The sequence below is a fragment of the Caballeronia mineralivorans PML1(12) genome, from assembly GCF_001028175.1.
Taxonomy (GTDB): Bacteria; Pseudomonadota; Gammaproteobacteria; order Burkholderiales; family Burkholderiaceae; genus Caballeronia; species Caballeronia mineralivorans.
Window position 1 is genome coordinate 191,313 of record NZ_AEJF01000143.1, and the last position, 19,828, is coordinate 211,140.

The window sequence follows — 19,828 nt, forward strand, 5'->3', positions numbered from 1 at the left end:
ATCGTAGGTGAATTTAAAAAAACGTTCGCGGGAATCTTACGGGTGCAATCGGGTCGCATCGCGTTAGCTGAAGCCGTTGAACGCGGTCTGTTAGCCCCGCGGCAGTTGACTTATTGCACGTGGAATTGCAAACGTTTGCGAGAAAATCGAGAGAGTTTTTTTGATGTCATCTCGATCGAGGGGGCCTGAAAGCAGTTGACAACCGGCCTTCACATTCCTTCGGACTTGGAACGGAATGTTTTTTCCTTGCGGCATAGGCGAAAGGTCCGGTAAGGCATATGACAGGCGAATCTGCAGGGGAGAACTTCAGTGGCGACCCGAATCGCGCGGGCCCCCGCGCCAAGGGACGCAAATTTTGGTGCGCAGATATATATGCATTATGTATGGCAACCGACGATAGAATATATTTTTCATTCCACTCGGCGCTTTGTACCCTGTGCCCGTTTCTAGTTCATCAAGTCGCCACGCCAGGCAAAATCACTTGGGTTCTTAGCTTGTCAGGAGCGTTGAATGTTTCTACATCGGCCGCGTTGTCTTCGGTTGTGCTTGTCGTTTGCGGCCATCTGCTGTCTCTCCGGCGCCCCTGTTTTGGGACGTGAAATAGCGCTGCATCACTCGTCGGCTGATGATGGCCTTGTAGAAGATCTGCCTCTGCAAGGCGGAGGTTTGCAGCGCGTTCTATATTCCCCTGCCAGGCACGACACAAAAGGCATCATCGTCATGTTCCCGGGGGGCACCGGAGAGATCGACATCGAGAAGAGTGGACACGTCAAAAACGCGAAGAATTTTGTGGTGCGCTCGGACGATCTTTGGCGTGAACGAGGTTATGGCATCGTTCTGGTCGACGCTCTCGAACACCAGTCCATGCGAGGGCAGCGCAGTAGCGCTGCGTACGCAGAGCTAACGAAAAGGATCATTGAGTTTGCGCACAGGCAGGCGAATGTCCCGGTATGGGTACTCGGTACGAGTCAAGGGTCCATTGCCGCCATGAACGCTGCGTCCCACGCAGGAGGAACGCAGCTTGCCGGCTTGATCCTGACCGAGTCCGTGTCCATTCTCGGTGGATCTCACGAAACGGTTTTCGATGCACATCCTGAAGATGTGCACGTTCCTTCGCTTGTTGTCGCGAACGTAGATGATCGTTGCAAGGTCGCGCCGCCCTCGATGGCGCAGTCAATCGCGCAAGCTATTCGCCATGCGCCAACTACAGTCTTGACCGTCAGCGGAGGCGAGCAACGTTCCCGGGATGACTGTGCCTCCTTATCTCCGCACGGCTACTATGGAATAGAAGAAAAGGTTGTCGATGACATCGTGGACTGGATGCAGAAAACGCAAAACCGGCCGTGATTTGAAGGGTTATCGGTAACGAGCAGGACGTTCGTCAATTGGTTTGCTCGCCCAAGCGAAGGACGTAGCGCACGGCCACGCTCAAGGCTGCGGGCTGGCTCTAAACAGGGAAGGTCTATTGTCTGGCGTTGCATTAAGATTGAGACCCTTAAGAGCAAACTTGCAGCCAATGATCCCCGACGCTTCCCGTTTTATCCAACCAACGCTGACAGGTCCCACCATCGAACTTCGTCCCTTGGAGCAAGCTCATCAAAAGGCTCTGGTCGATGCTGCGGCAGACGGTGAATTGTGGAATATGAAGGTGACGGTCGTTCCCGGCCCCGAGACGGTCGGACAGTACATTGCTGCTGCGCTGGCAGGACAACAGGCCGGAACGGTGATGCCGTTCGTCATTGTCAAGCGTGAGACTGGGCAGATTGTTGGTAGCACCCGGTTCTGGAAGATTGATCGCGCTAATAGAAAGCTCGAAATCGGTCACTCGTGGCTCAGTGCCGCGGTGCAACGGTCGGGTGTCAATACTGAGGCGAAGTACCTTCTTCTGACTCATGCGTTCGAATCCATGAACGCCGTACGCGTTCAATTCACCACTGACGAACTAAACGAAAAGTCGAGAGCGGCGATCTTGCGCATTGGCGCGAAGCAGGAAGGGATCGTCCGGCACGAGCGCATCATGCCCGACGGCCGCAAGCGCAACTCGGTCCGGTTCAGCATCATCGATTCCGAGTGGCCAGAGATAAAAACATTGCTGCAGCAGAAGATGAAAGCACGATAAGCCGGCCGGCAAACGACCGCTTGCGCAGTGCAGCAAAACGGGCCTTTGTTTCATTTCAAAGTCTTCTTCCAATAATGTTTGTCTGAAAGAAAATAGTAAGAATTCTTTCGTTCACAGATTAAGTGACCACATTAATCGCCTCTAAAAAATTAATCAGACAAAATGAGTCGGTTATATTTACCAATAATATTAACAAAAGGTAACATCATACGATTCCGATTGGTTAAATAAGTAATTATTCGTTTTCGCGCAGTTATTTGAGGACAAAATTCCACATTTCGGCTCATTATGGGATAAGAGGCTTTCGTCGCATATCGTGTGAGGAACTATTACTTATTTCTAAGTCTTTTCCAACGTTACACGAATGAAACGTTTTTTTGCGAATATAATTCGTCCATCAAAGCAGTCTGTAACTAATACCAGTCCGTCGCGAGACTTCTTCTGCATCGGGAACATTTGCGTGACGTGGAATTGAACATTGGTTCGAGGCGGTTGTTTTGCGCGAACACTTGGCTGGTGGTTATGGCGACGCAGCATTGAGACAGCCTGCTTTGATCGACAAGTTGTCCCGACGACGCGACGTCTCCGGTCAGGCCGCGCTAGTAGCGCTGTGAACGGCCATGAACCATATCTCCAGGGGCGACGGCGGAGCAATCGGTCAAGGCTCGGATAAGTATCAAGGTTGCGCTGATCGGCCAGAACTCTGCCGGCTTTTGCGTATATGGAAATGATTTTACTGATCATATAAATAGGTATGCAAACTACTGGCATGAAATGAACGATCGCTGCACTCCCGGCAATATGGCATGCGTCATGCTGACAACCGTCCCGTGAAGGTTTCATGAAACCTCTGGGCGTCGGATGACCGCGCTCGCGGCCCGGCTGTAGTCGTACGCGTGACAGCAGGACGTTGTTGCCTGGCCGGATTTCGAGCAAGCGTCTCAGCGCGGTAAGTCCCATGGATCTTGTCTTTGTGACCGCAGCATGTCGGGCGGCATGAATTCGGTATTAATTAGGATGACAGATTATATGAAAGGTTATTTCCTGTAATTTAGCCGGTTCTCCATACACGAGAGTCTGGGTTAGCCGGGAATCCGCGGAGTCAAAGGTACGTCCGGCATTGGCATGTCGGAGGGCGCCGTTCCTGCAGCACGATAGCGATCAGCACCATCCCCGGGTCAAATCTCTCTGCTCTACAAAAAGCGCGAACGCGGGACGACTTCGGTCGATCTTGATGATCCTCGGGGAAAACTCTTGTATCAGCACAACACGGACGATGATGAAACATTTAAGACTACTTCCGATTTCGGTTGCAACGATGCTCGCTGTCTTCGGCGTCGGCAATGCCCAGGCGCAAAGCAGCACGATCACTGTTAGCGGCGTGAAATACACGTTCTGCGGGAGTGAGAACGATAACTGTACGTTTTCCGGCAAGGGATCCGTGGTGTTCGGCTCAGTTCCGCCTAACTCGCCGACCACCATGCTGACGAGCCCGAGCAGCTTCACGAACGGGGTCGGCTGTTATGTAGGCGCTGTCTCGCAGACCGATCCGGCATTCGGTTACGGAAAATCGTGCTGGGTCAGCCTGGCGTCCACCACCACGCCGGTGACAACGACCCCCGTCACGACGACGCCAACCACGACGACGCCGACCACGACGACGCCGACCACGACGACGCCGACCACGACGACGCCGACCACGACGACGCCAACCACGACGACGCCGACCACGACGACGCCAACCACCACGACGCCGACCACCGCCACGCCGACCTCGGCCATCTCATGCGGCTCGCCGACACAAGCGTCAGGCGGCACGGCCAATGGATTGATCAGCGCCGACACGCTGACAACCGACGGCACGCGCATCTTCGCGAATAACACACCGTTCAAAGTAGCGGTCACGACCAACGCGCCAGGCGCGGACACTGTCATCTGGTCGGTTGCCGACGCGAACGGCGCGATCAAGACGCAGGGTAGCTTCGCCGTGAAGTCCGGTGTGCAGACCAGCACGATGTCATGCACGTCGACATGGTCCGGCTACGGCGCGATCACTGCCACGTTGCGATCCAACGGCGGCACGTTGCCGAACATGGGCACGCGCCCGACGGGTATCGCAACGTTCGGTGTGTTGCCCAACCTGTCACCTGTCCTCGGCACGGTGACGTATGCGCACCAGGACCAGCATCGGTTCGGCATGCAGGGTTTCAACGGCAACATCGCCGCGTTGCACGCTCTGGGAATTTCCTGGACCATCGACGACCGCGAAGTGTCGGCCATGGAGCCGAACGGCCCCAACACCTATACGCCGAGCGTTAGCGACCTGGACCCGTTCTACAAGTCCAATCCTGACCAGATGCGCATTGTGCGTCTTGACGGACTGCCGGCATGGGATTCGAAGACAGGTCAGTTCAACGACAGCTTCTATGCGCCGTCGAACATGACTGAATTCCAGAACTTCATGGGTAGGGTGGGTACCGACACGAGCCTGATCCGTGCCGCCAATTATCCGAACCAGAAGAACAACTACTACCAGGTGACCTGGGAGCCAAGCAACGGATGGGCGGACAGCGCGACGAATTTCGTCGCGATGTACAAGGCCGCTTATCAGGGCTTGCACTCGACCGATCCGAACGCCATCGTGATGGGCCCTGCCAACCCCTTCCCGGCCAATTGCACCACTGCTTGCTCGACGGGCTACCTGCAGACCTACGGCGCGCTCGGCTTGTGGAACTACATCGACGCGGTAGCGACGCACGGTTACTGGAATGCCGGTACCTATCCGGCCCACCCGCCTGAATTGCAGGACTCGGACCCGGACCCGGCAAATCAGGCCAATGCGCTCGACAACCAGTTGATTCAGTTGCGTGCCATGATGCAAGCCGGCAAGCCGAACATGAAGTTGTTCGCCACCGAGGCGGGTACCAGCTACGATCCGGGCATCAACTACGGACCTACGTCGCCGTCGCAGAATCAGTTGTTTGCTCAAGCTGCCGTCGGCGTGCGCTCCCACATCATCATGATCGGTGGCGGCGCGCAGGTGACCACGCTTTTCTACGGTTCGGACTATCCCGGCGAGACTGGCTACGGCACGTTCTTCGACCTGAACGATGCTCAGGGTGCGTTCGGTGCATCGAACCTGTCACCAAAGCCTGAAGCACTTGCGTTCGCCACGATGACCCGGGCGCTTGACGGCACCAATACGCTTGGCCGCGTAACGGGTGCTCCCGCCGGAACATTCGCCTATGCGTTCCAGCAGCTCGGTAACGGCAAGGTGGTGACGGCCGCGTGGGCACACAGCAATGCGCAGTGGCCGGCATCGGGGGGGCTCTATAGCCAGACCTACTCGACCAGCTACTCGCTTCAGGTGGACACTGCCGGCACGTCGGGCAACGTGACGAAGATCGATGGTTACGGCAACGTCAGCACGCTTCCCTATACCAACGGGAAAGTAACGCTGACACTCACCGAGGTGCCGCAATACATCGTCTCGAGTAATGCGACGGTCGCCAAGGCCAACGCAACGGTGCCGGTCGGGTACATGGGTCAGTAACACTCTGGCTGCTTGACGCGCCGCTGACGGAAGCGGCGCGTCAACAAGACAACGAATGCCTCGCGGTCAAACGCGAGGCATTCGTTTATGTATTGCGTACGTTACGCAAGCACACTTTCGGCCGGCACGTAGCTATAACCGAGGGCACGTGCGACGGCCTTGTAAGTGACCTGTCCCTCGCACACGTTCAAGCCGGCCCGCAAATGGGGATCCTGCGACAGCGCACGCCGCCAGCCTTTATCCGCGATCGCCAAGGCATGACCGATAGTCGCGTTCGTGAGTGCGAACGTCGATGTTCGCGCAACTGCACCCGGCATGTTGGCAACGCAGTAGTGCACGACATTGTCCACGACGAAAGTCGGATCTGTATGGGTCGTGGGCCGCGAGGTCGCGAAGCAGCCACCCTGATCGATTGCGACATCGACAACAACGGCGCCTGGCTTCATATGCGAAATCATGTCGCGGGTAACGAGCTTCGGCGCGGCGGCACCGGGGATGAGCACACCGCCAATCAGAAGATCGGCAGCGAGCGCCGAGTCCTCGATCGTCTGCGCGTTCGAGCATAGCGTGGTGACGCGGTTGCCATAGATCAGATCCAGTGCGCGCAGACGATCGAGGTTCTTGTCGATGATCGTGACACGCGCGCCCATGCCCACCGCGATCTGCAACGCGTTCGTCCCGACCACGCCGGCGCCGATGATCACCACGTGTGCGGGCGCCACACCGGGAACACCGCCGAGCAGCAAGGCCATTCCTCCCTTCGATTTTTCCAGATGCGCCGCGCCAGCCTGGATCGACATGCGACCCGCGACCTCGCTCATCGGCGCAAGCAACGGCAAGCCGCCACCCGGGCCGGTGATCGTTTCGTAAGCAATACAGACCGCCTTGGAGTCGATCAAGGCTCGCGTCTGCGCCGGGTCCGGCGCCAAATGCAGGTACGTGTAGAGGATCTGGCCCGCGCGCAACATCGCGCATTCGGCGGGCTGCGGTTCCTTGACCTTGATGATCATCTCGGCGCCCGCAAAGACCTCTTGCGGCGTGTCGACCACAGTGGCGCCCGCAGCCTTGTAGGCATCGTCCGACAAACCGATCTCCGCGCCCGCCGCTGTCTGGACGACAACCTCATGCCCGTGAGACACCAGTTCGCGAACGCCCGCAGGCGTCAGCCCGACCCGATATTCGTGGTTCTTGATTTCTTTCGGCAGACCGATACGCATGATGGAACTTTCCTCCTGAAATGACCGCTTGCCAGCGTCCGCTGCCATCGATCGCCAAGCGAACCCTCACACCCGGACCCGCAGCGATAACCCGCCGCAGGAGATTGCGTGGGTTGTGTCGAGCTGTATGTCTTGCCGATGGCTGTGCGTAGCTCATTGTCTTCATCCGGAATTGCGGGCAGTGGATGCATCGAGTGCTACTGCCGATTCAAGATACCGTCCAGTGTGATCGCAAACCGATGTCCTAGGACGATGAAACAGACCGGGGTTTTCCATGAGATGAGCGATGGCGTTTGTCTATTGCAAAAACATAGCTAACCATTCGCAGCGAGGGCTTCTTCGCCGCTCATTCTCGTGATGCAGGGACTGTAAGCGCCTTTGCGTTAAGCGCATGTTGTGCGTGCGCCAGGCGCTTAGTGGTCCATTGCACTGTCATTGCCAGGACTGCTGCTTCGACGAATGCTAAAAGAGTCGCTTGTCTGGGCAGCGTAAAGATGAGGCAGAGACAGAAAGCGGCGAATGAGAACCGGCCGAGGACCATGCCTCGCAAAAGCGACACCACGAAGTCGGGGCCGTGCGCTCGGTGAGAAGAGACAGAAAGCACGATCCCCAGTAACGGAAACACCGCGAGAAGCCCGCTCCATTTCGCGCCTAGCGCAGACGACAGCGTGGTGACTGCGACTGTTAGCGCCGCACCGGCAAACATGCGTCCAAGGAGATCGTTACGGCTAAGCGCTGCAATCCTGGCAACGGCATTGCTGCGGGGAAGAAACGTTTGTCCAAACGCGACAGCAATAAGCGCAGCCACGATGGCCCACGCCGGCGACGCCGGCATTGAAGCCAGTCCTATGGCTGCGACAAGCCAGCCTCCCAATCCAGCCGCCAGGGCGAATGGCCATTGCCGGGATCGGCAAGTCCATGCATAAGCGAAGTTGAACGCCTCGGAGGCCAGTATGGCGGACAGCGACAAGGTAGCCGCGTGTGCTCCGAAAACCGGTCCGTGGTCCAGGACCAGAAGGAACAGGATCGGCCCGGCAACAAAGGGCAATCCGGCAAGCCAGCCGGCGATGGCGGGACCCCACCATTTACCCGACATCGAAACAACGAGAAGGAAGAACGGGACCAGCGTCAGCTTTAGCGCGAGCATGGCAAACCAGGCGGATTTAAAACCGGATCGTACACGAATCTGTGGTTAGTAGTCGGGGGGCACCAACCCAACACCACTCACACCGGCAGCCCCAAAACCCGTCCACCGGTGCGAGCGAAAAACCGACCTACATCCCTTAGCCGATTACTGGAGAGTGGCCATCCGCAAGCTTAGAAAAGATGCTGAATCCCGGCGTACGCACCCGACTGACTATGGCCTGGAAGCGGATTGTCGGTGCTGGTCGAGTCGCCAAAGGCGTTGGCGTTCAAGCCGAAGTTTGCATGAGCGCTGTTCCGTGCGGTCGCAATCTGGAAGTCGAGCAATGTACGTTTGGTCAGGTTGTAGGTGCCACCGATCGTATAGATGGTCGCATTCCCGCCGCCATTGTTTGCATTGACGTGATACACCGCGCCTATAAGTGCGGCCGCAGGCGTGGCTTGCCATGTCACGCCGCCCCATTCTTGCTGCGTGGTCGTGATGCCGCCGGACTTGGCGCCTGAACTCGAATGCGATTGCTGATAGACCGCCTGGATCTTGAATTTCCCCAAGAACACATTAACGCCGCCGAAGTATTCGCGGGAGAAATTGAATACGTCGTCCAGTGTTCCATTAGCGGCGTCGCGCCATTCGTCGTAGATCGCGCGGATCTGGAAAACAGGCTGCGTGTAGGTCAACTGGATCGCGTCCGCGCGGCCTTGTCCGGTAGAGCCATTGCCGTTCCAGTTGGTCGCGTTAGACAGCGCGTATTGCCCGCTGACGTCAAAACCCGCGAAGGTAGGCGACTGGTACGAGATGTTGTTGCTTGTGTGATTCCAGTTCCGGCCGCGAACCAGTGACGCGGATGACCAGTTGCTTTGGCCAAAGGGGTCGAAGTCCCAGACACCGTTTGACAGGAAAAGCTCTTTGCCAAGCAGCACCGTACCAAAGCGGTCATTGGCAATTCCCACCGTGGCATACCGGTCGAACAAGCCGTTGTTTGAGGGGCCTTGCCCGGTCATGGTGTTGAATGCGCCTTCGAGGTGGAATACGACCTTGTTGCCTCCACCAATATCCTCGACGCCCTTTATGCCCCAGAGACTCGTTCCCCAATCTCCGCTTTCCGCCTTGAAGCGGTGACTGCTACCCGTCGATGCTCCCGTCACGGGGTTCTGTCCTGTGGGTACGCCCGTCATATACTCCACGCCAGCGTCTATACGCCCATACAGTGTCACACTGCTTTGAGCGCGTGCGCTCCCTGCGCCGGCTGCCAGCAGGGATGCCAGCGCAACGGCCTTGAGCTTGTTCATGTCTCCTCCAATGTCAAATTGACTGCGTAGCCGGTTTAGCCGGCACTTTGTCTTACGCAGCGGTCGTCATGTTCTTTGCATTTATCGTGCTTGAAAAAATGTAAAAAAGCCCCGGATCTCTTGGGCAAATCCGGAGCTGGCCGTGGAGGCAGGGGGAGGATTTTCCCCCACGGGTGAAAATGTTTATCTCAACGGGGATGGTTGTTTAGAAGAGCGCAACGAAGCCATCACTCCGCTGCACGCTAAAGGTAATCAAACTTCAGCTTCAGATAAATGCCGGTCAAACGAATAGATATTTTCTAAGTTGCGAATAATCGTAACGGGAGCTGCTTGACGTTAGGCGAACCCGCTGGGCAAACCAGGCGATCTCTTCAGGTGATCACGCATTGGATGGCGTGATCGACGCTAAGTCTGCACTAAGCCTAATGCTTAAGCTTAAGGCAGCGCAGGAGGGAATCTTTTCTTGCCTGCCGGCCGCAACTGCGGTGTCGACTTCGCTTGACGCAAGCCCGCCTCAATCGATAAAGCCGCACCAACGATCAATCCTTCTGCCATCGCCTAAAAAAAACTCGGGGTTATGTAACCCGCTGCGTGAAGTCGCCGAACTAGCATGTGGGTCCCCCGTTATCATCCGGCATCGCGTCAGCGTCCGACTTTTTTTACAAATGCCTTTCTAATAAAAGCGTCAAGAGATGGATATCAACTTTGAGTGCACGATGTGCGGCAAGTGCTGCCACGATCTCAAGCTACCGCTGAGCGTTGACGAAGCACTGGTATGGCTTGCGCGCGGCGGCGATGTCCAGTTTCTCTGCGACGCTGTTCCGTGGCCCGAGGAACCCGCGGCGGATAATCTGCAGGCGCAGCATAAGCGGCGCCGGTCGTTCGCCGCGTCGAGCGGCGACATGCCGGTCCGGGTCGTGGTGGTTCTGGCCGCGTCGTTCGAGGGCGCGTGTCCGCATTTGCAAGCGAATATGAGTTGTGGCGTGTACGAGCAGCGCCCGACTGTCTGCCGGATCTATCCTGCGGAAATCAACCCGTTCATCGAATTGAAGCCGGAGCAAAAGGAATGTCCGCCGGAAGCGTGGTCGGCAGACAAGCCGCTGCTGATGAGGGCGCAGCAGGTAGTAGACGCCGGGACCTTCGCCCTGATTGCAAAATCGCGGGCGGCGGATGTTAGCGACGCCGGCATTAAAGCGCGCGCATGCGCGAATCTGGAAATCGATGCTGCTGCACTGGCTAACGAGGGCCTGGTGATTTATTCACCGCCTGTTGCCTTGGCGATAGCCGCGTTGGAACGTGCTCGTGAGCAGGGTGATGAGAGCGACGACACACTGCAGTGGAAGGTCGTATCGAACCGGCGCGAAACGGTGGACACACTTGCGTCGATAGGCGCAACAGGTGTCCACTACGTGAAGGCAGATGCACCGGCGTTCGATTATCTCGGCTTCTTTCCCGCCTCGGCGTGATCGGCAATCGATGTGGGCCTGCTGATCAATCAAGCCGGTCTTGACGATCCTGTCCACAACCAACGCTAAGTCGTACTCGCTTGCGGCGCAGCAGAGTGGCTACGCTGGAACGCACTGGAGAGAGCACGCAGCACCGGCAATAAAAAAGTGAGCGCACCAGCCGGGCGAGCGCTAAACATCTTGTTCGTGACGGCCCGCAAAGCTCATGGTGGAGGAGGATCGCTCGGGGCATCCTGTGTGGTGGTATCCGCGGCCAGCGCGTTGCGGAACCCGGACAAGCGCTGCTGGTAATTTTCGCCATCGCCGTAGGCAAGAAACCCTTGAACCCGCGCTGGGGCGCCCAGTATTTTGCGAGCATGCTTGATGGGACACCAGTATTGCTCGGTACGCGCGGCAATCTCGGTTCCATAAGCAAGCAGGCCGTTGGCATACGCGCAGTACGCGCAATTGAACTTCTCCATGAAGTTCAGGTAGCTCAGGTGCCACCGGTCCATCACGATGTAGTCCGAACGCTTGACCTTGTTGATCCTGTACACGGGAAAGCAGATGGCTTGATACACCGTCAAGCCGAGGTCGAGGAACAACAACGGCAAGATCAGTCCATAGATGACCGGCGCGACCGCGACGGTGGGCGGACGGCTCTTGACGAGCCAGCGCAGCAGTCCCGTCTTCGATCGCCGGTGTGCTTCCCTGACGGTGTGGTCGAATTTGATCCGCTTACCGTCAAGGTGGTAGAACAATGGCACTTCAGCCCGATGCAAAACGGCTCTCAGTTCATCTTCCAGTACGTTTATTTGCGCCATCAGTTGCCGCACTTTCTCGTCCACATGACCTCCGTGGCTGTTGGATACGACGTGCCCGGTTTGGAGAGGCGGCATAACCCGGGCTATCTTTAAGTCATATCAACAGACCACCAGCAAAAATCGTTCCGGGTAGAGAAAAATGCGAGGGGTATCGCGCGTTCGATCAGGGACCCCTGCTATCCAGGTCGCATCGCTGTAGGCGAAATAGTCGCTGTTCCCGGCCGCTGCACCAGTGCCGGGAAGCGCGCGGGTATCCGAGGTCATCGCTGCGATGAGTGACATGCCTCTCCGCTTCCGCCAATCCGCGAACATGGTGGTTCGATTCGCAGCGCTCGATGCGCTACTTTGGCGCTTTCATCACGGTACGCGCTCGCAGGCACTCAGGCGGCTTCAAGACGTACACGCGTGCGGAAGGCCGTTGGCGACATGTTGAGTCGCTTACGAAAAACCTTGGCTAGCCGCGCACCACTGCCCATGCCACTGCGACGGGCGATCTTGTCGATCGGCAGGTCACTTTCCCTCAGCAACTGACAGGTACGATGTAACCGGGCGCACAGCAAGTACTCAGACGGCGTCATGCCCATCTCCTCACGGAACCGCCGCAGGAAGTTGCGCTTGCTCATTGCTACGGCCTGAGCGGCATCGGCTACGGAGATCAGGCGCTCGCAGTTCTTCGTCAGCCACTCTGCAGAAGCATGAATCTTCCCACTGCCCCTTGACCCGGGAATGGGGGACTCAAGATGAACCTGCCCGGCACGGCCATTCAACTGGACGCGTGATGTCCACGGTTGAGCCACCGCGGAACTGGAATGGGTGCCGGCGAACGGCGATACGCTTGCCAGCGCTTTACGTTGTTCCACGCCGTACTGCGTGACGGACGCAGGGTGCGGACCGGCTCGAGGTGCAAGTACCAGTCGTACGTTATAGATACGACCATCTGCACCCTCTGGCGACGGCATCTCGTTGATCACATGCAACACGCCAGTGATCGTATTCGGCACGCTGCCCGAAGCGCCATGTGCCAAGTCCTGGAAGAACACGATGCCGACTTGCGTGGCCGCAACGTTACAGTTGTGGTCTTGCCAGCTCTCGCCGAGGCCCAGCAGGTACAGATTGCGTTCAGCGTCGCCCATACAGCCTCCTGACAGGATTGCTTTCCATTGCGTCGGTGGAGACTTTCCGCACCGACTTTGCAATTGATGCAAGGTAATAAAAGAAATAATAAGGGCTTGCCGCCAAGGTAAAGCGTCATGTAGAAGTCGTCGATGCGACTGCTATTTGGAAATTGATAGCAGTTGTCAAATCCGGCTTCAAAAACGGCGATCCTATTTATTGGTTTTCAACTGTGCGCTATCGAACACTCAATTAAACTTTGGTCTCCGCATTGCAATCTTCGACAACATCGTGGCCCCGTGGAGGGCGTTTTTTCAACGGCTGCCAGGCGTGCCTGGAGCCGACGATATGGGTGTTCGTGATGACTCATTTAGGCTCCGCAAGATTCTGCGACCGGTGCCAGATGGCGGAAGAGCCTTGCCGTCAGGACCGCAACGCTCTCACTGCTGCGTTTCATACGATCACTACGGAAGCGCGAAGCGCCCTCGAATCCACACTTTGGGACGTTCCGCTGAGATAGTTCGATGCGACGATGTTCGGACAACTGCGCCGCCAAACGAAAGACGGCAACGCTGCAAGTCCCGAGCAACCTGACATTAGTGTTGATAATACATCTTTAAAATTCTGTCTAAGCAAGTGAATAGATTTTGACAACAATTTTTAGCGGCGGATAACCCAATTATTGCTCAGACTTTGACACATAATCTTAATATGATTCGCGAAGAGATAAGGATATGAACTTAGAAATATTGAAATTTACGTGAAATGTCAGGGCACACGCAAAAGATCGGGATGCCGAACTTGTCGCAAGAGACGCCATAGGAAAGCTGCGACTTGTCGGATGGGTCATCAGGCAGACAAAGTACGCGACAGTGCAAACCAGTCCATGCCCGACGCAAACGTTTCACGTCCACATCTCATCGTCACAGACCCCGGTGATGTCCCGAAGACCGTACAGGCGAAGCATCGAACGCAGCATGAGTGTTAGGTGCCGGGTTGGTAGTCGCGTCGCACCGCTGCGCCTGGCGTAACTTGTTTATCGAAGCGTCCTCGCCCGATATCCAGTCCATCGATATCAAGAGTGGTCCGTGGCCCACCGATGTTGGTCAGATCGAGAACTCCCTTATAGGCGGCATCGGCGATTACGTTTTCGCTGTGGGCAGCTCAGGATTTTCGCTGGGCAGGTGTCGTAAATGATTAAGCATGACGAATCAAAGTTGACCGTGAGGACTTGCCATTGAGATGACAAATGGCAGCGGCTGTTCCTCACGCGCCAACATCTTGTCCGCATCGGTCAAGCCGATTGCGTCATTAATTCGGGTGCGTATTATCGGAAGCGTCAAACGAGCCCAAAGGATTCGAATGGTGTGAACGCGAGTGTTTGCAAGGGCGCGACCTTGCGCTAGCGCTCAGTAGTGGTATTGACACGGGACGGTTCGAAGCAGTGTTTCACCAATGTGACCGCTACCCGCTGTAGTGGTTGAGTTCGTTGAGTTTCAATGGTGCGAGCACAGCCGAACTAGTCAGCATGGTTGCTCCGGACTTGTCCTTCGTGGTGTTGCCGGCGGAAAACGCGCCCAGCATCCCGGGGATGGTGATCCTGGCCGGAGCCGTGCTTGGAACGCGTGTGCTCGCCGTGTCAACGCTTATCGCACGCTGTCGAGAATCGCCTTTCAGTTCAGTTCATCAACATGCTCAGTCGAGTGCTCTGGCCGGAATTTTCCAGGCAATACGGAGATAAGGCCGACGAGACCATGCGCGAACTATATTGCTGCGGCACCGTGGCTTCGTCAGGCGGCGCGACGGTGCTCTCTTTCATGGGTCCGTTCTTGATCCCGTGGCGGACATACGGGGAGATTGCCTGCATCCCCGGGTTCTTCAATCTTCTCATGGTTGTTACCGCACTCTCAAGGTCCTACCAGGTTGGCTTGATCTTGCTTGCCACGGTCAACAAGCTTGCCGGCTTGTCGATCGTCTACATCAGCGCGTCTTTGTCAAGTATTGGTGCGGCGTTTCTCGCCCGTAAACATGTCGGGGATCGACGGCGCAACCGTCGCCATGGTTCTCACGGAGGGTGTGTGGCCCGCACGTGCAACTTCTGCTTCAAAGGATTTTTCGATGAGCATGACCCTATGCGAACAACCGCCCTGGCACTGCCGTGATCGACATGCGTCTCGCTGTGAAGGACGCCTCGGCTATTTGTACCGAAGACTCGAACGGCATCACGGACAGGATCCTTTCACCGCTTAACAAGGTGGCAAACAAGCATGCAGATGCGACATCTTTCTTTAAAAGCCCCCAGCGCTACCGGCCTGGTGAGTCTAGGGCTGGTTCTCAATCTGTTTTTGATGCGCCCGGCTGCGCTCGGTGAAACTTACACGTCGATAGGCATAGCGCTCGCGTTGCCACTCACCGGTTTGCATGTGCTGCACAATATGAGGAAAACGCGGTACTCCAACCCGGCTATCCGCTGGGACGTCGCGACACTGCTCGGCTTGCTTGGCGTCTACTGGCTGTACATCTGCCCAATCTCGATCGTCTTCGAGATGTCAGAGCTTGACTGGATGTTCAAGGAGTTCATGGCCACGATTGTAGTCACGCTGGCTTATGGTGCGTTCCTCATGGATGAGGAGGCTAACCGCACATTTTTCAGGACGTTGTGTACGGTCATAGCCGTGCTCGGACTATCCAGCGTGGTTACCGTCGTGCTCTCGACGATACTTGGGAGCAAGGAATCGCTGTTCTTGTTCACGGTCGCGGTGAAGGGCTACACCGAAGTCACGCTGCATCAGCAGACCACCACCGGCGCTATTTATTTCCCGTTCTCCATGCTTTATGGGGACTTTGTTTCAGGCTCGGTGAAACTCGACCGCTATTGCGGGTTCTTTCGTGAGGCGGGCATCTATCAGGCAGTGGCCTGCTTTTGTCTCGCCTACGAAGCCTTCACGCGGCGTTCGAAGATTGTTATGTTCGGTCTTGCCGGTGGGACGATCTGCGCGTTCTCATCGCTAGGGATCGTTTTGCTCGTGATGACCGTGGGCGCCATCGCCCTGTTCTCAGGCACGCGCGTTCGTGCATGGCGCGTAGTGCTGACCGCGGTGATGATCGGCCTTGTTTATCCCGTCTCCATGTACACGCCCTACATTGGTCTGGAGGATAAAGCCGTTACGCATGGAGCGTCGTTGTCCGACCGCTCGGAGTCGATCAAACGGGGCCTCGAAGGTGTGCGTCAAAATCCGTTTGGCAACGGGCTCTACTCGAGCCTTGCCAAGAACGACGGCATTTGCCTGGTCGCCGAATTGGGCATGATCGGCTTGTTTGGATTCGCCTGTCAGGTGCTTTTGTTGTCCGGCTTGAGGCTTGGACCTGGCATGAACTGGAAGAAGGTCGCAGCATGTGCCCCGTTATTGATCACCGCGCTGATCTCACAGCCGATCGCGGGCGCGCCGATGATGTACGTAATCGGTATGGTGTTCGTGCCGCAGATGATCCCGCGACGCAAGATCAAGATGCCGCGCAGAATAGCCGGTTTTCGCGGCTTTCGGGAATCGGTCAACCTGTTTGCACCCTCAGGCGTCGCCCATCAATCGGTGGACAACCCGTTGGCTTCGCCGCCAGTGGTGAACTCCTGAACTCCTGACCCGCTGATCACTTGACTACGTTCTGGCCCGCTACGCTGTCCTTCGACAGGCGCAGTGGGGCGGGGCAGTTTGCGATCGTGTTGCCGAACACGGTAGATGCCGCCACCGCATTGATACCCTGCGCGAAGCCTGCCACATAGTTGCCTGTGACCGTGGTGTTGGTGGTGCCGGGGTCCGGCAGCAAGATGCCGATCGTCTCGCCATGCGTAATCGATCCCTGCACGTGATTGGCCATGATGACGGCGCGCATGGCGGGCCGTGCGTCGTGGCTCACGCTCGGATCGACGCCGAACTGAATGCCGTTGTTGGCGGCGAGCGCAGTTACGACGTTCGCGCTCACCGTCACCGCGCCGCTGGCGTCCTCAATATGAAGTGTCCCGTTCGCGCTCGCCGTATTCGACGTCACCGTATTCCCGTACACCACCAGTTCTGTCACATGCGCCACGTTGAGCGGCAGATCGAGATGCAGGCGCTGCGGCGTGATCGTGTTGCCTTCTATCACCACGTTTGAGCACATGATGTGCGGCGTATTCACGCCGATCGTTGCATCGATACACGTGTTGCCGCGGATGTGAATGTGTCGCGAAGGCTCTCCGAGCGGATTCTTGCGGACGTTCTTGTCCAACCCGTCCTGGTTGTTGACCTGGACGCCGTACGAGCACTGCTCGAACTGATTGTCCAGCACGTAAAAGCCGTTCAGACCTGTGCCGAGGACCCACAGCCCGAAGATGTTCGACTGCAGCTTCGACGGTTCCGTCGTGCGCGCCATGACGCGATTGCCAAAGAAGCGCTGATTGGAGGCGTTGTCGCACGCATTGAGAATCCCGTACATCGTGGTCTTTCCGAGGTTGGACAGATCGAAGACGAGTCCGGTCACGAATGTATCCGTGCCGCCCCATTCGAAAGCGCAACTGGTGCTGTGGTCACCATTCACGGTACTAATCAGCGTCGCGCCTTCGCCGATGGTCGAGACGTCGCGTGCATAGATGCTGCCGTTGGCACAGTATCGACGACCGCGTAGAAATACGGTGCGACTGGTCGTGTTGCGCACGGTTTTCGGGTCGCGCATGTAGGCGTACATGCTGTTGAACGCGTCGGTGTCGTCGGTCTTGCCGTCGGCTTTGGCGCCGAACATCATTGGAGTAATGACCGGCGGCTCCCGCTTGAGGGCTTCGCGCGAGAGCGATGGAATCTCAGGCGTGACGGACGCGGCAGACGCAAGGCGTCCAGCAATGCCGGCCGCACTGAAGAGGGCGGTGTTGATGAGCAAACGGCGTCGCGAGCGTCCTGGATGGTTCATCGAATGATCGGTGGGCAAAGCAGTCCCGAGAGCAGTCGGGACGAAGTATGAAAATGGAAATCAGATGTTAATGGATAACGAACCTGAACGGCCGCTTCATTCAGTAAGTCGCAATGCCCGATGTCCAGGCAGGTCAATCAGGCTTTGCGGTGATGGCGCATTTACGCCGCGCCTTCAGGCAGCGCCGCAAGTTGCGTGACCGGAGAGATGACAATAACCACTAACTGGATGGCAAAAGCCACGGTCGACATCAGCAGGCACGCGCTCACGCCGGCCTGTGTTGCGAGGGCTGCGCCAAGCAACGCGCCAACGGGACGCGCTCCATAGGTTGCGGTGCTCATGATGGCCGACACTCTGCCGAGCATGGTGTGGGGCGTGATCGCCTGGCGCAGCGTCGTTGATCCGATCGTCCACAGTATCGGCCCAGCGCCGAGCAAGAAGAAGCTCATGCAAACCATCCATACGTGGGGAAAGAATAGGGTTGCGCTCATCAGCACAGAGGCCAGGAGGCCGCATAGCGGACCGATCACGAGTGTCCGGCCGAAGCAGATTCGCCGCGACACTTCTGGTCCCGCCAGCGCGCCGGCCACCATGCCCGCGCCATAGGCCGCCAGACTTACCCCGATCACAGCCGACGACATGTGCAGATGATGTGCGGCGTAGGCCACGTAGACCGCCTGCAAGACGAAATAGCCGAGGTTGAAGAAAACTGCGGTCAGAAGAATGGGGCGAAGCAACGGGTCGCGACATACAAAGGCGGCGCCCTCGCGCACCTCGGCGAGGAAATGCCGGCCGGTCCTGGGTAGATGCGCCGAGACTGGCAAGGTACGCAGCAGCGCGACGGCGAAGGCCGACAGGATGGTCGCCAACGCGTACGCCCAACCCGCGCCCGCGGACCCGACTATCACCCCGCCGATCGCAGGCCCTGCGGAGTACGCAACGCTTCTTGCCAGTTCGATACGACTGTTCGCCGCGGGTAGCGCCGCGCGAGGCACCAGTGAAGGAACGAGCGACGGTGCTGCGACGCTGTCAGCGACCGTACCCGACGCGCCGATGAAACCGCAGACGGCAAGCAACGGCAACGTGAGCAGATGGGCTTCGATGAGCACGAGGATCGCGATCATCGCCAGTACGCGAACGGCCTCTGCGCTTGCCATCAGTCCGCGTCGCGAGTGGCGGTCGGCATAGACGCCCATCGGCAGTGAGAGCAGCAGGAACGGCAAGGTCTGAGCCGTTTGCAACAGGCCGGTTTGCGCGGCGCTTGCGCCCAGCACGAACACTGCAACGAGCGGCGCGGCAGCGAGACTGATTTGCTCGGCGGATTGCGCCAGCAGATTCGACCAGGCCAGACGGCGGAATGCCGGTGGGAGAGTGACGCGCTGATTTGAAGAGGGGTGCATGACTCGGGGCTCCTTGGGAGGTGTCCCGTTCATCATCGTGTGTGGGGCCGTGTGAAGCGCCCCGGATCTTGCGCTTACGTTCAGCCAGGCGTCGCTAACGGTCTTGCTGTGAATTCTTCAAGCTTCGGCGCGTTCTTCGCATCGATCATTTCGAGAATAACCCTTAGTGATAGTCGTCTTCCAATTGATGTCGTACGGCTATAACTGTCACCGTGTCGCTATCGTCTATTTCGAATAGCGCGACATATCCGGATCGGCCAAAAGGGATAATGAGTTCCCGTAGAAAGGGAAGGTTCGGCTGAGCCTTTCGACAGGTAAAGGGTGAGGCGCGAAGCGTGCCGATGCCCTCGTACACAGCCTTAAGAGCGCGTTCGGCGAGCGACACGTCTGTGGTATCGCGTGTGAGGATGAGGTCGTAAAGTCGTTCGAGATCGTCTGCCGCACTGCCGGTAAAGCGTATTTCGAACGTCATCTGCGCGTCTTGCTCCGCGCTTTCGCGGCGTCGAGCCGCTTGCTCAATCGAGAAAGCACTTCGTCAGCCGAGATGTAGTCGCCGCTGCGCTTCGCGTCGTCACGAGACGCAAGTCCTCGAGCAACGAACTCGCTATGATGCTGCCGGCGCAAGATATTCTCGCGGATCGCCTGTTCGACGAAACCGGAGAGGCTCTCACCTTCCTGCAAGACGCTTTCGGCAGCCTCGCGCAACTCTGGCTCGACCCGCACTGACGGGAAAGTAGCTGTTTTCATGATTCACGCTCCTTGTATCGCAATTGCGATACATTG

At 57.4% G+C, this 19,828-nt stretch carries 17 protein-coding genes; 6 read left to right on the forward strand and 11 right to left on the reverse strand.

Annotation, left to right across the window (positions count from 1 at the left end; all coding sequences use genetic code 11):
* The first annotated feature begins 588 nt into the window (after window positions 1–588).
* Window positions 589–1,347 carry an alpha/beta hydrolase gene (locus EOS_RS24195; RefSeq protein ID WP_200908694.1) on the forward strand — a complete coding sequence of 253 codons (759 nt, stop codon included), beginning with the start codon at window positions 589–591 and terminating at the stop codon, window positions 1,345–1,347.
* 169 nt (window positions 1,348–1,516) lie between these two features.
* Window positions 1,517–2,119 (forward strand): GNAT family N-acetyltransferase, encoded by a 603-nt coding sequence (locus EOS_RS24200; RefSeq protein WP_047849233.1) that lies wholly within the window; start codon window positions 1,517–1,519, stop codon window positions 2,117–2,119.
* Window positions 2,120–3,280: 1,161 nt separating this feature from the next.
* On the opposite strand, the gene EOS_RS48265 is transcribed toward EOS_RS24200, so the two are convergent.
* On the reverse strand, window positions 3,281–3,625 hold the full coding sequence (locus tag EOS_RS48265) for a hypothetical protein (RefSeq protein WP_047849234.1): 345 nt from the start codon (window positions 3,623–3,625) through the stop codon (window positions 3,281–3,283).
* Here EOS_RS48265 and EOS_RS24215 point away from each other — a divergent pair.
* On the forward strand, window positions 3,600–5,672 hold the full coding sequence (locus tag EOS_RS24215) for a glycoside hydrolase family protein (protein WP_407639181.1): 2,073 nt from the start codon (window positions 3,600–3,602) through the stop codon (window positions 5,670–5,672). The two genes, EOS_RS48265 and EOS_RS24215, sit on opposite strands and share 26 nt — an antisense overlap.
* A gap of 101 nt (window positions 5,673–5,773) precedes the next feature.
* On the opposite strand, the gene ald is transcribed toward EOS_RS24215, so the two are convergent.
* The 3 genes from ald to EOS_RS24230 all read right to left on the reverse strand — a co-directional run bounded on the left by ald (window position 5,774) and on the right by EOS_RS24230 (window position 9,322).
* Complete coding sequence (gene ald / locus EOS_RS24220) at window positions 5,774–6,889, reverse strand: alanine dehydrogenase (protein ID WP_047849316.1); 1,116 nt, start codon at window positions 6,887–6,889, stop codon at window positions 5,774–5,776.
* A 346-nt stretch (window positions 6,890–7,235) separates the two neighbouring features.
* The gene (locus tag EOS_RS24225) at window positions 7,236–8,036 is read right to left on the reverse strand and encodes a hypothetical protein (RefSeq protein ID WP_047849237.1); all 801 of its coding nucleotides are present in this window, start codon (window positions 8,034–8,036) and stop codon (window positions 7,236–7,238) included.
* Between the two features lie 170 nt (window positions 8,037–8,206).
* On the reverse strand, window positions 8,207–9,322 hold the full coding sequence (locus tag EOS_RS24230; protein ID WP_047849238.1) for a porin: 1,116 nt from the start codon (window positions 9,320–9,322) through the stop codon (window positions 8,207–8,209).
* A gap of 692 nt (window positions 9,323–10,014) precedes the next feature.
* Here EOS_RS24230 and EOS_RS24235 point away from each other — a divergent pair.
* Window positions 10,015–10,788, forward strand: coding sequence for a YkgJ family cysteine cluster protein (locus tag EOS_RS24235; protein WP_047849239.1), 774 nt, complete (start codon window positions 10,015–10,017; stop codon window positions 10,786–10,788).
* 203 nt (window positions 10,789–10,991) lie between these two features.
* On the opposite strand, the gene EOS_RS24240 is transcribed toward EOS_RS24235, so the two are convergent.
* The 3 genes from EOS_RS24240 to EOS_RS49000 all read right to left on the reverse strand — a co-directional run bounded on the left by EOS_RS24240 (window position 10,992) and on the right by EOS_RS49000 (window position 12,724).
* Complete coding sequence (locus EOS_RS24240; protein WP_047849240.1) at window positions 10,992–11,615, reverse strand: hypothetical protein; 624 nt, start codon at window positions 11,613–11,615, stop codon at window positions 10,992–10,994.
* 75 nt (window positions 11,616–11,690) lie between these two features.
* Entirely contained in the window at window positions 11,691–11,873 is a 183-nt protein-coding gene (locus EOS_RS24245; protein ID WP_152693169.1) for a hypothetical protein, read from the reverse strand.
* Window positions 11,874–11,971: 98 nt separating this feature from the next.
* The gene (locus EOS_RS49000; RefSeq protein ID WP_053064027.1) at window positions 11,972–12,724 is read right to left on the reverse strand and encodes a helix-turn-helix domain-containing protein; all 753 of its coding nucleotides are present in this window, start codon (window positions 12,722–12,724) and stop codon (window positions 11,972–11,974) included.
* Between the two features lie 1,596 nt (window positions 12,725–14,320).
* On the opposite strand from EOS_RS49000, the gene EOS_RS24255 reads away from it, so the two are divergent.
* Together EOS_RS24255 and EOS_RS24260 are read left to right on the forward strand one after the other, a co-directional pair.
* Window positions 14,321–14,866: a hypothetical protein gene (locus EOS_RS24255; protein WP_152693170.1), complete on the forward strand. Its 546-nt coding sequence runs from the start codon at window positions 14,321–14,323 to the stop codon at window positions 14,864–14,866.
* 105 nt (window positions 14,867–14,971) lie between these two features.
* A complete protein-coding gene (locus tag EOS_RS24260) occupies window positions 14,972–16,336 on the forward strand; it encodes a hypothetical protein (RefSeq protein WP_047849243.1) in 1,365 nt (454 codons plus the stop codon).
* A gap of 16 nt (window positions 16,337–16,352) precedes the next feature.
* Here the strand turns inward: EOS_RS24260 and EOS_RS24265 are convergent, their stop codons facing one another.
* The 4 genes from EOS_RS24265 to EOS_RS24280 form a co-directional block, all read right to left on the reverse strand.
* Window positions 16,353–17,645 (reverse strand): hypothetical protein, encoded by a 1,293-nt coding sequence (locus EOS_RS24265; protein ID WP_047849244.1) that lies wholly within the window; start codon window positions 17,643–17,645, stop codon window positions 16,353–16,355.
* Window positions 17,646–17,806: 161 nt separating this feature from the next.
* Entirely contained in the window at window positions 17,807–19,045 is a 1,239-nt protein-coding gene (locus EOS_RS24270) for an MFS transporter (RefSeq protein ID WP_047849245.1), read from the reverse strand.
* A gap of 163 nt (window positions 19,046–19,208) precedes the next feature.
* Window positions 19,209–19,517 carry a type II toxin-antitoxin system RelE/ParE family toxin gene (locus tag EOS_RS24275; RefSeq protein WP_047849246.1) on the reverse strand — a complete coding sequence of 103 codons (309 nt, stop codon included), beginning with the start codon at window positions 19,515–19,517 and terminating at the stop codon, window positions 19,209–19,211.
* Entirely contained in the window at window positions 19,514–19,792 is a 279-nt protein-coding gene (locus EOS_RS24280) for a YlcI/YnfO family protein (RefSeq protein WP_047849247.1), read from the reverse strand. Before EOS_RS24280 ends, EOS_RS24275 begins: the two co-directional genes overlap by 4 nt.
* Between the last annotated feature and the right edge of the window lie 36 nt (window positions 19,793–19,828).

Coding starts and splice junctions, on each gene's coding strand:
- EOS_RS24215 (WP_407639181.1), top strand. CDS start 3,600: ATGCTGACGAGCCCGAGCAGCTTCACGAACGGGGTCGGCTGTTATGTA.
- EOS_RS24280 (WP_047849247.1), bottom strand. CDS start 19,792: ATGAAAACAGCTACTTTCCCGTCAGTGCGGGTCGAGCCAGAGTTGCGC.
- EOS_RS24225 (WP_047849237.1), bottom strand. CDS start 8,036: ATGCTCGCGCTAAAGCTGACGCTGGTCCCGTTCTTCCTTCTCGTTGTT.
- EOS_RS24245 (WP_152693169.1), bottom strand. CDS start 11,873: ATGTCACTCATCGCAGCGATGACCTCGGATACCCGCGCGCTTCCCGGC.
- EOS_RS24265 (WP_047849244.1), bottom strand. CDS start 17,645: ATGAACCATCCAGGACGCTCGCGACGCCGTTTGCTCATCAACACCGCC.
- EOS_RS49000 (WP_053064027.1), bottom strand. CDS start 12,724: ATGGGCGACGCTGAACGCAATCTGTACCTGCTGGGCCTCGGCGAGAGC.
- EOS_RS24200 (WP_047849233.1), top strand. CDS start 1,517: ATGATCCCCGACGCTTCCCGTTTTATCCAACCAACGCTGACAGGTCCC.
- EOS_RS24260 (WP_047849243.1), top strand. CDS start 14,972: ATGCAGATGCGACATCTTTCTTTAAAAGCCCCCAGCGCTACCGGCCTG.
- EOS_RS24270 (WP_047849245.1), bottom strand. CDS start 19,045: ATGCACCCCTCTTCAAATCAGCGCGTCACTCTCCCACCGGCATTCCGC.
- EOS_RS24235 (WP_047849239.1), top strand. CDS start 10,015: ATGGATATCAACTTTGAGTGCACGATGTGCGGCAAGTGCTGCCACGAT.
- ald (WP_047849316.1), bottom strand. CDS start 6,889: ATGCGTATCGGTCTGCCGAAAGAAATCAAGAACCACGAATATCGGGTC.
- EOS_RS24275 (WP_047849246.1), bottom strand. CDS start 19,517: ATGACGTTCGAAATACGCTTTACCGGCAGTGCGGCAGACGATCTCGAA.
- EOS_RS24230 (WP_047849238.1), bottom strand. CDS start 9,322: ATGAACAAGCTCAAGGCCGTTGCGCTGGCATCCCTGCTGGCAGCCGGC.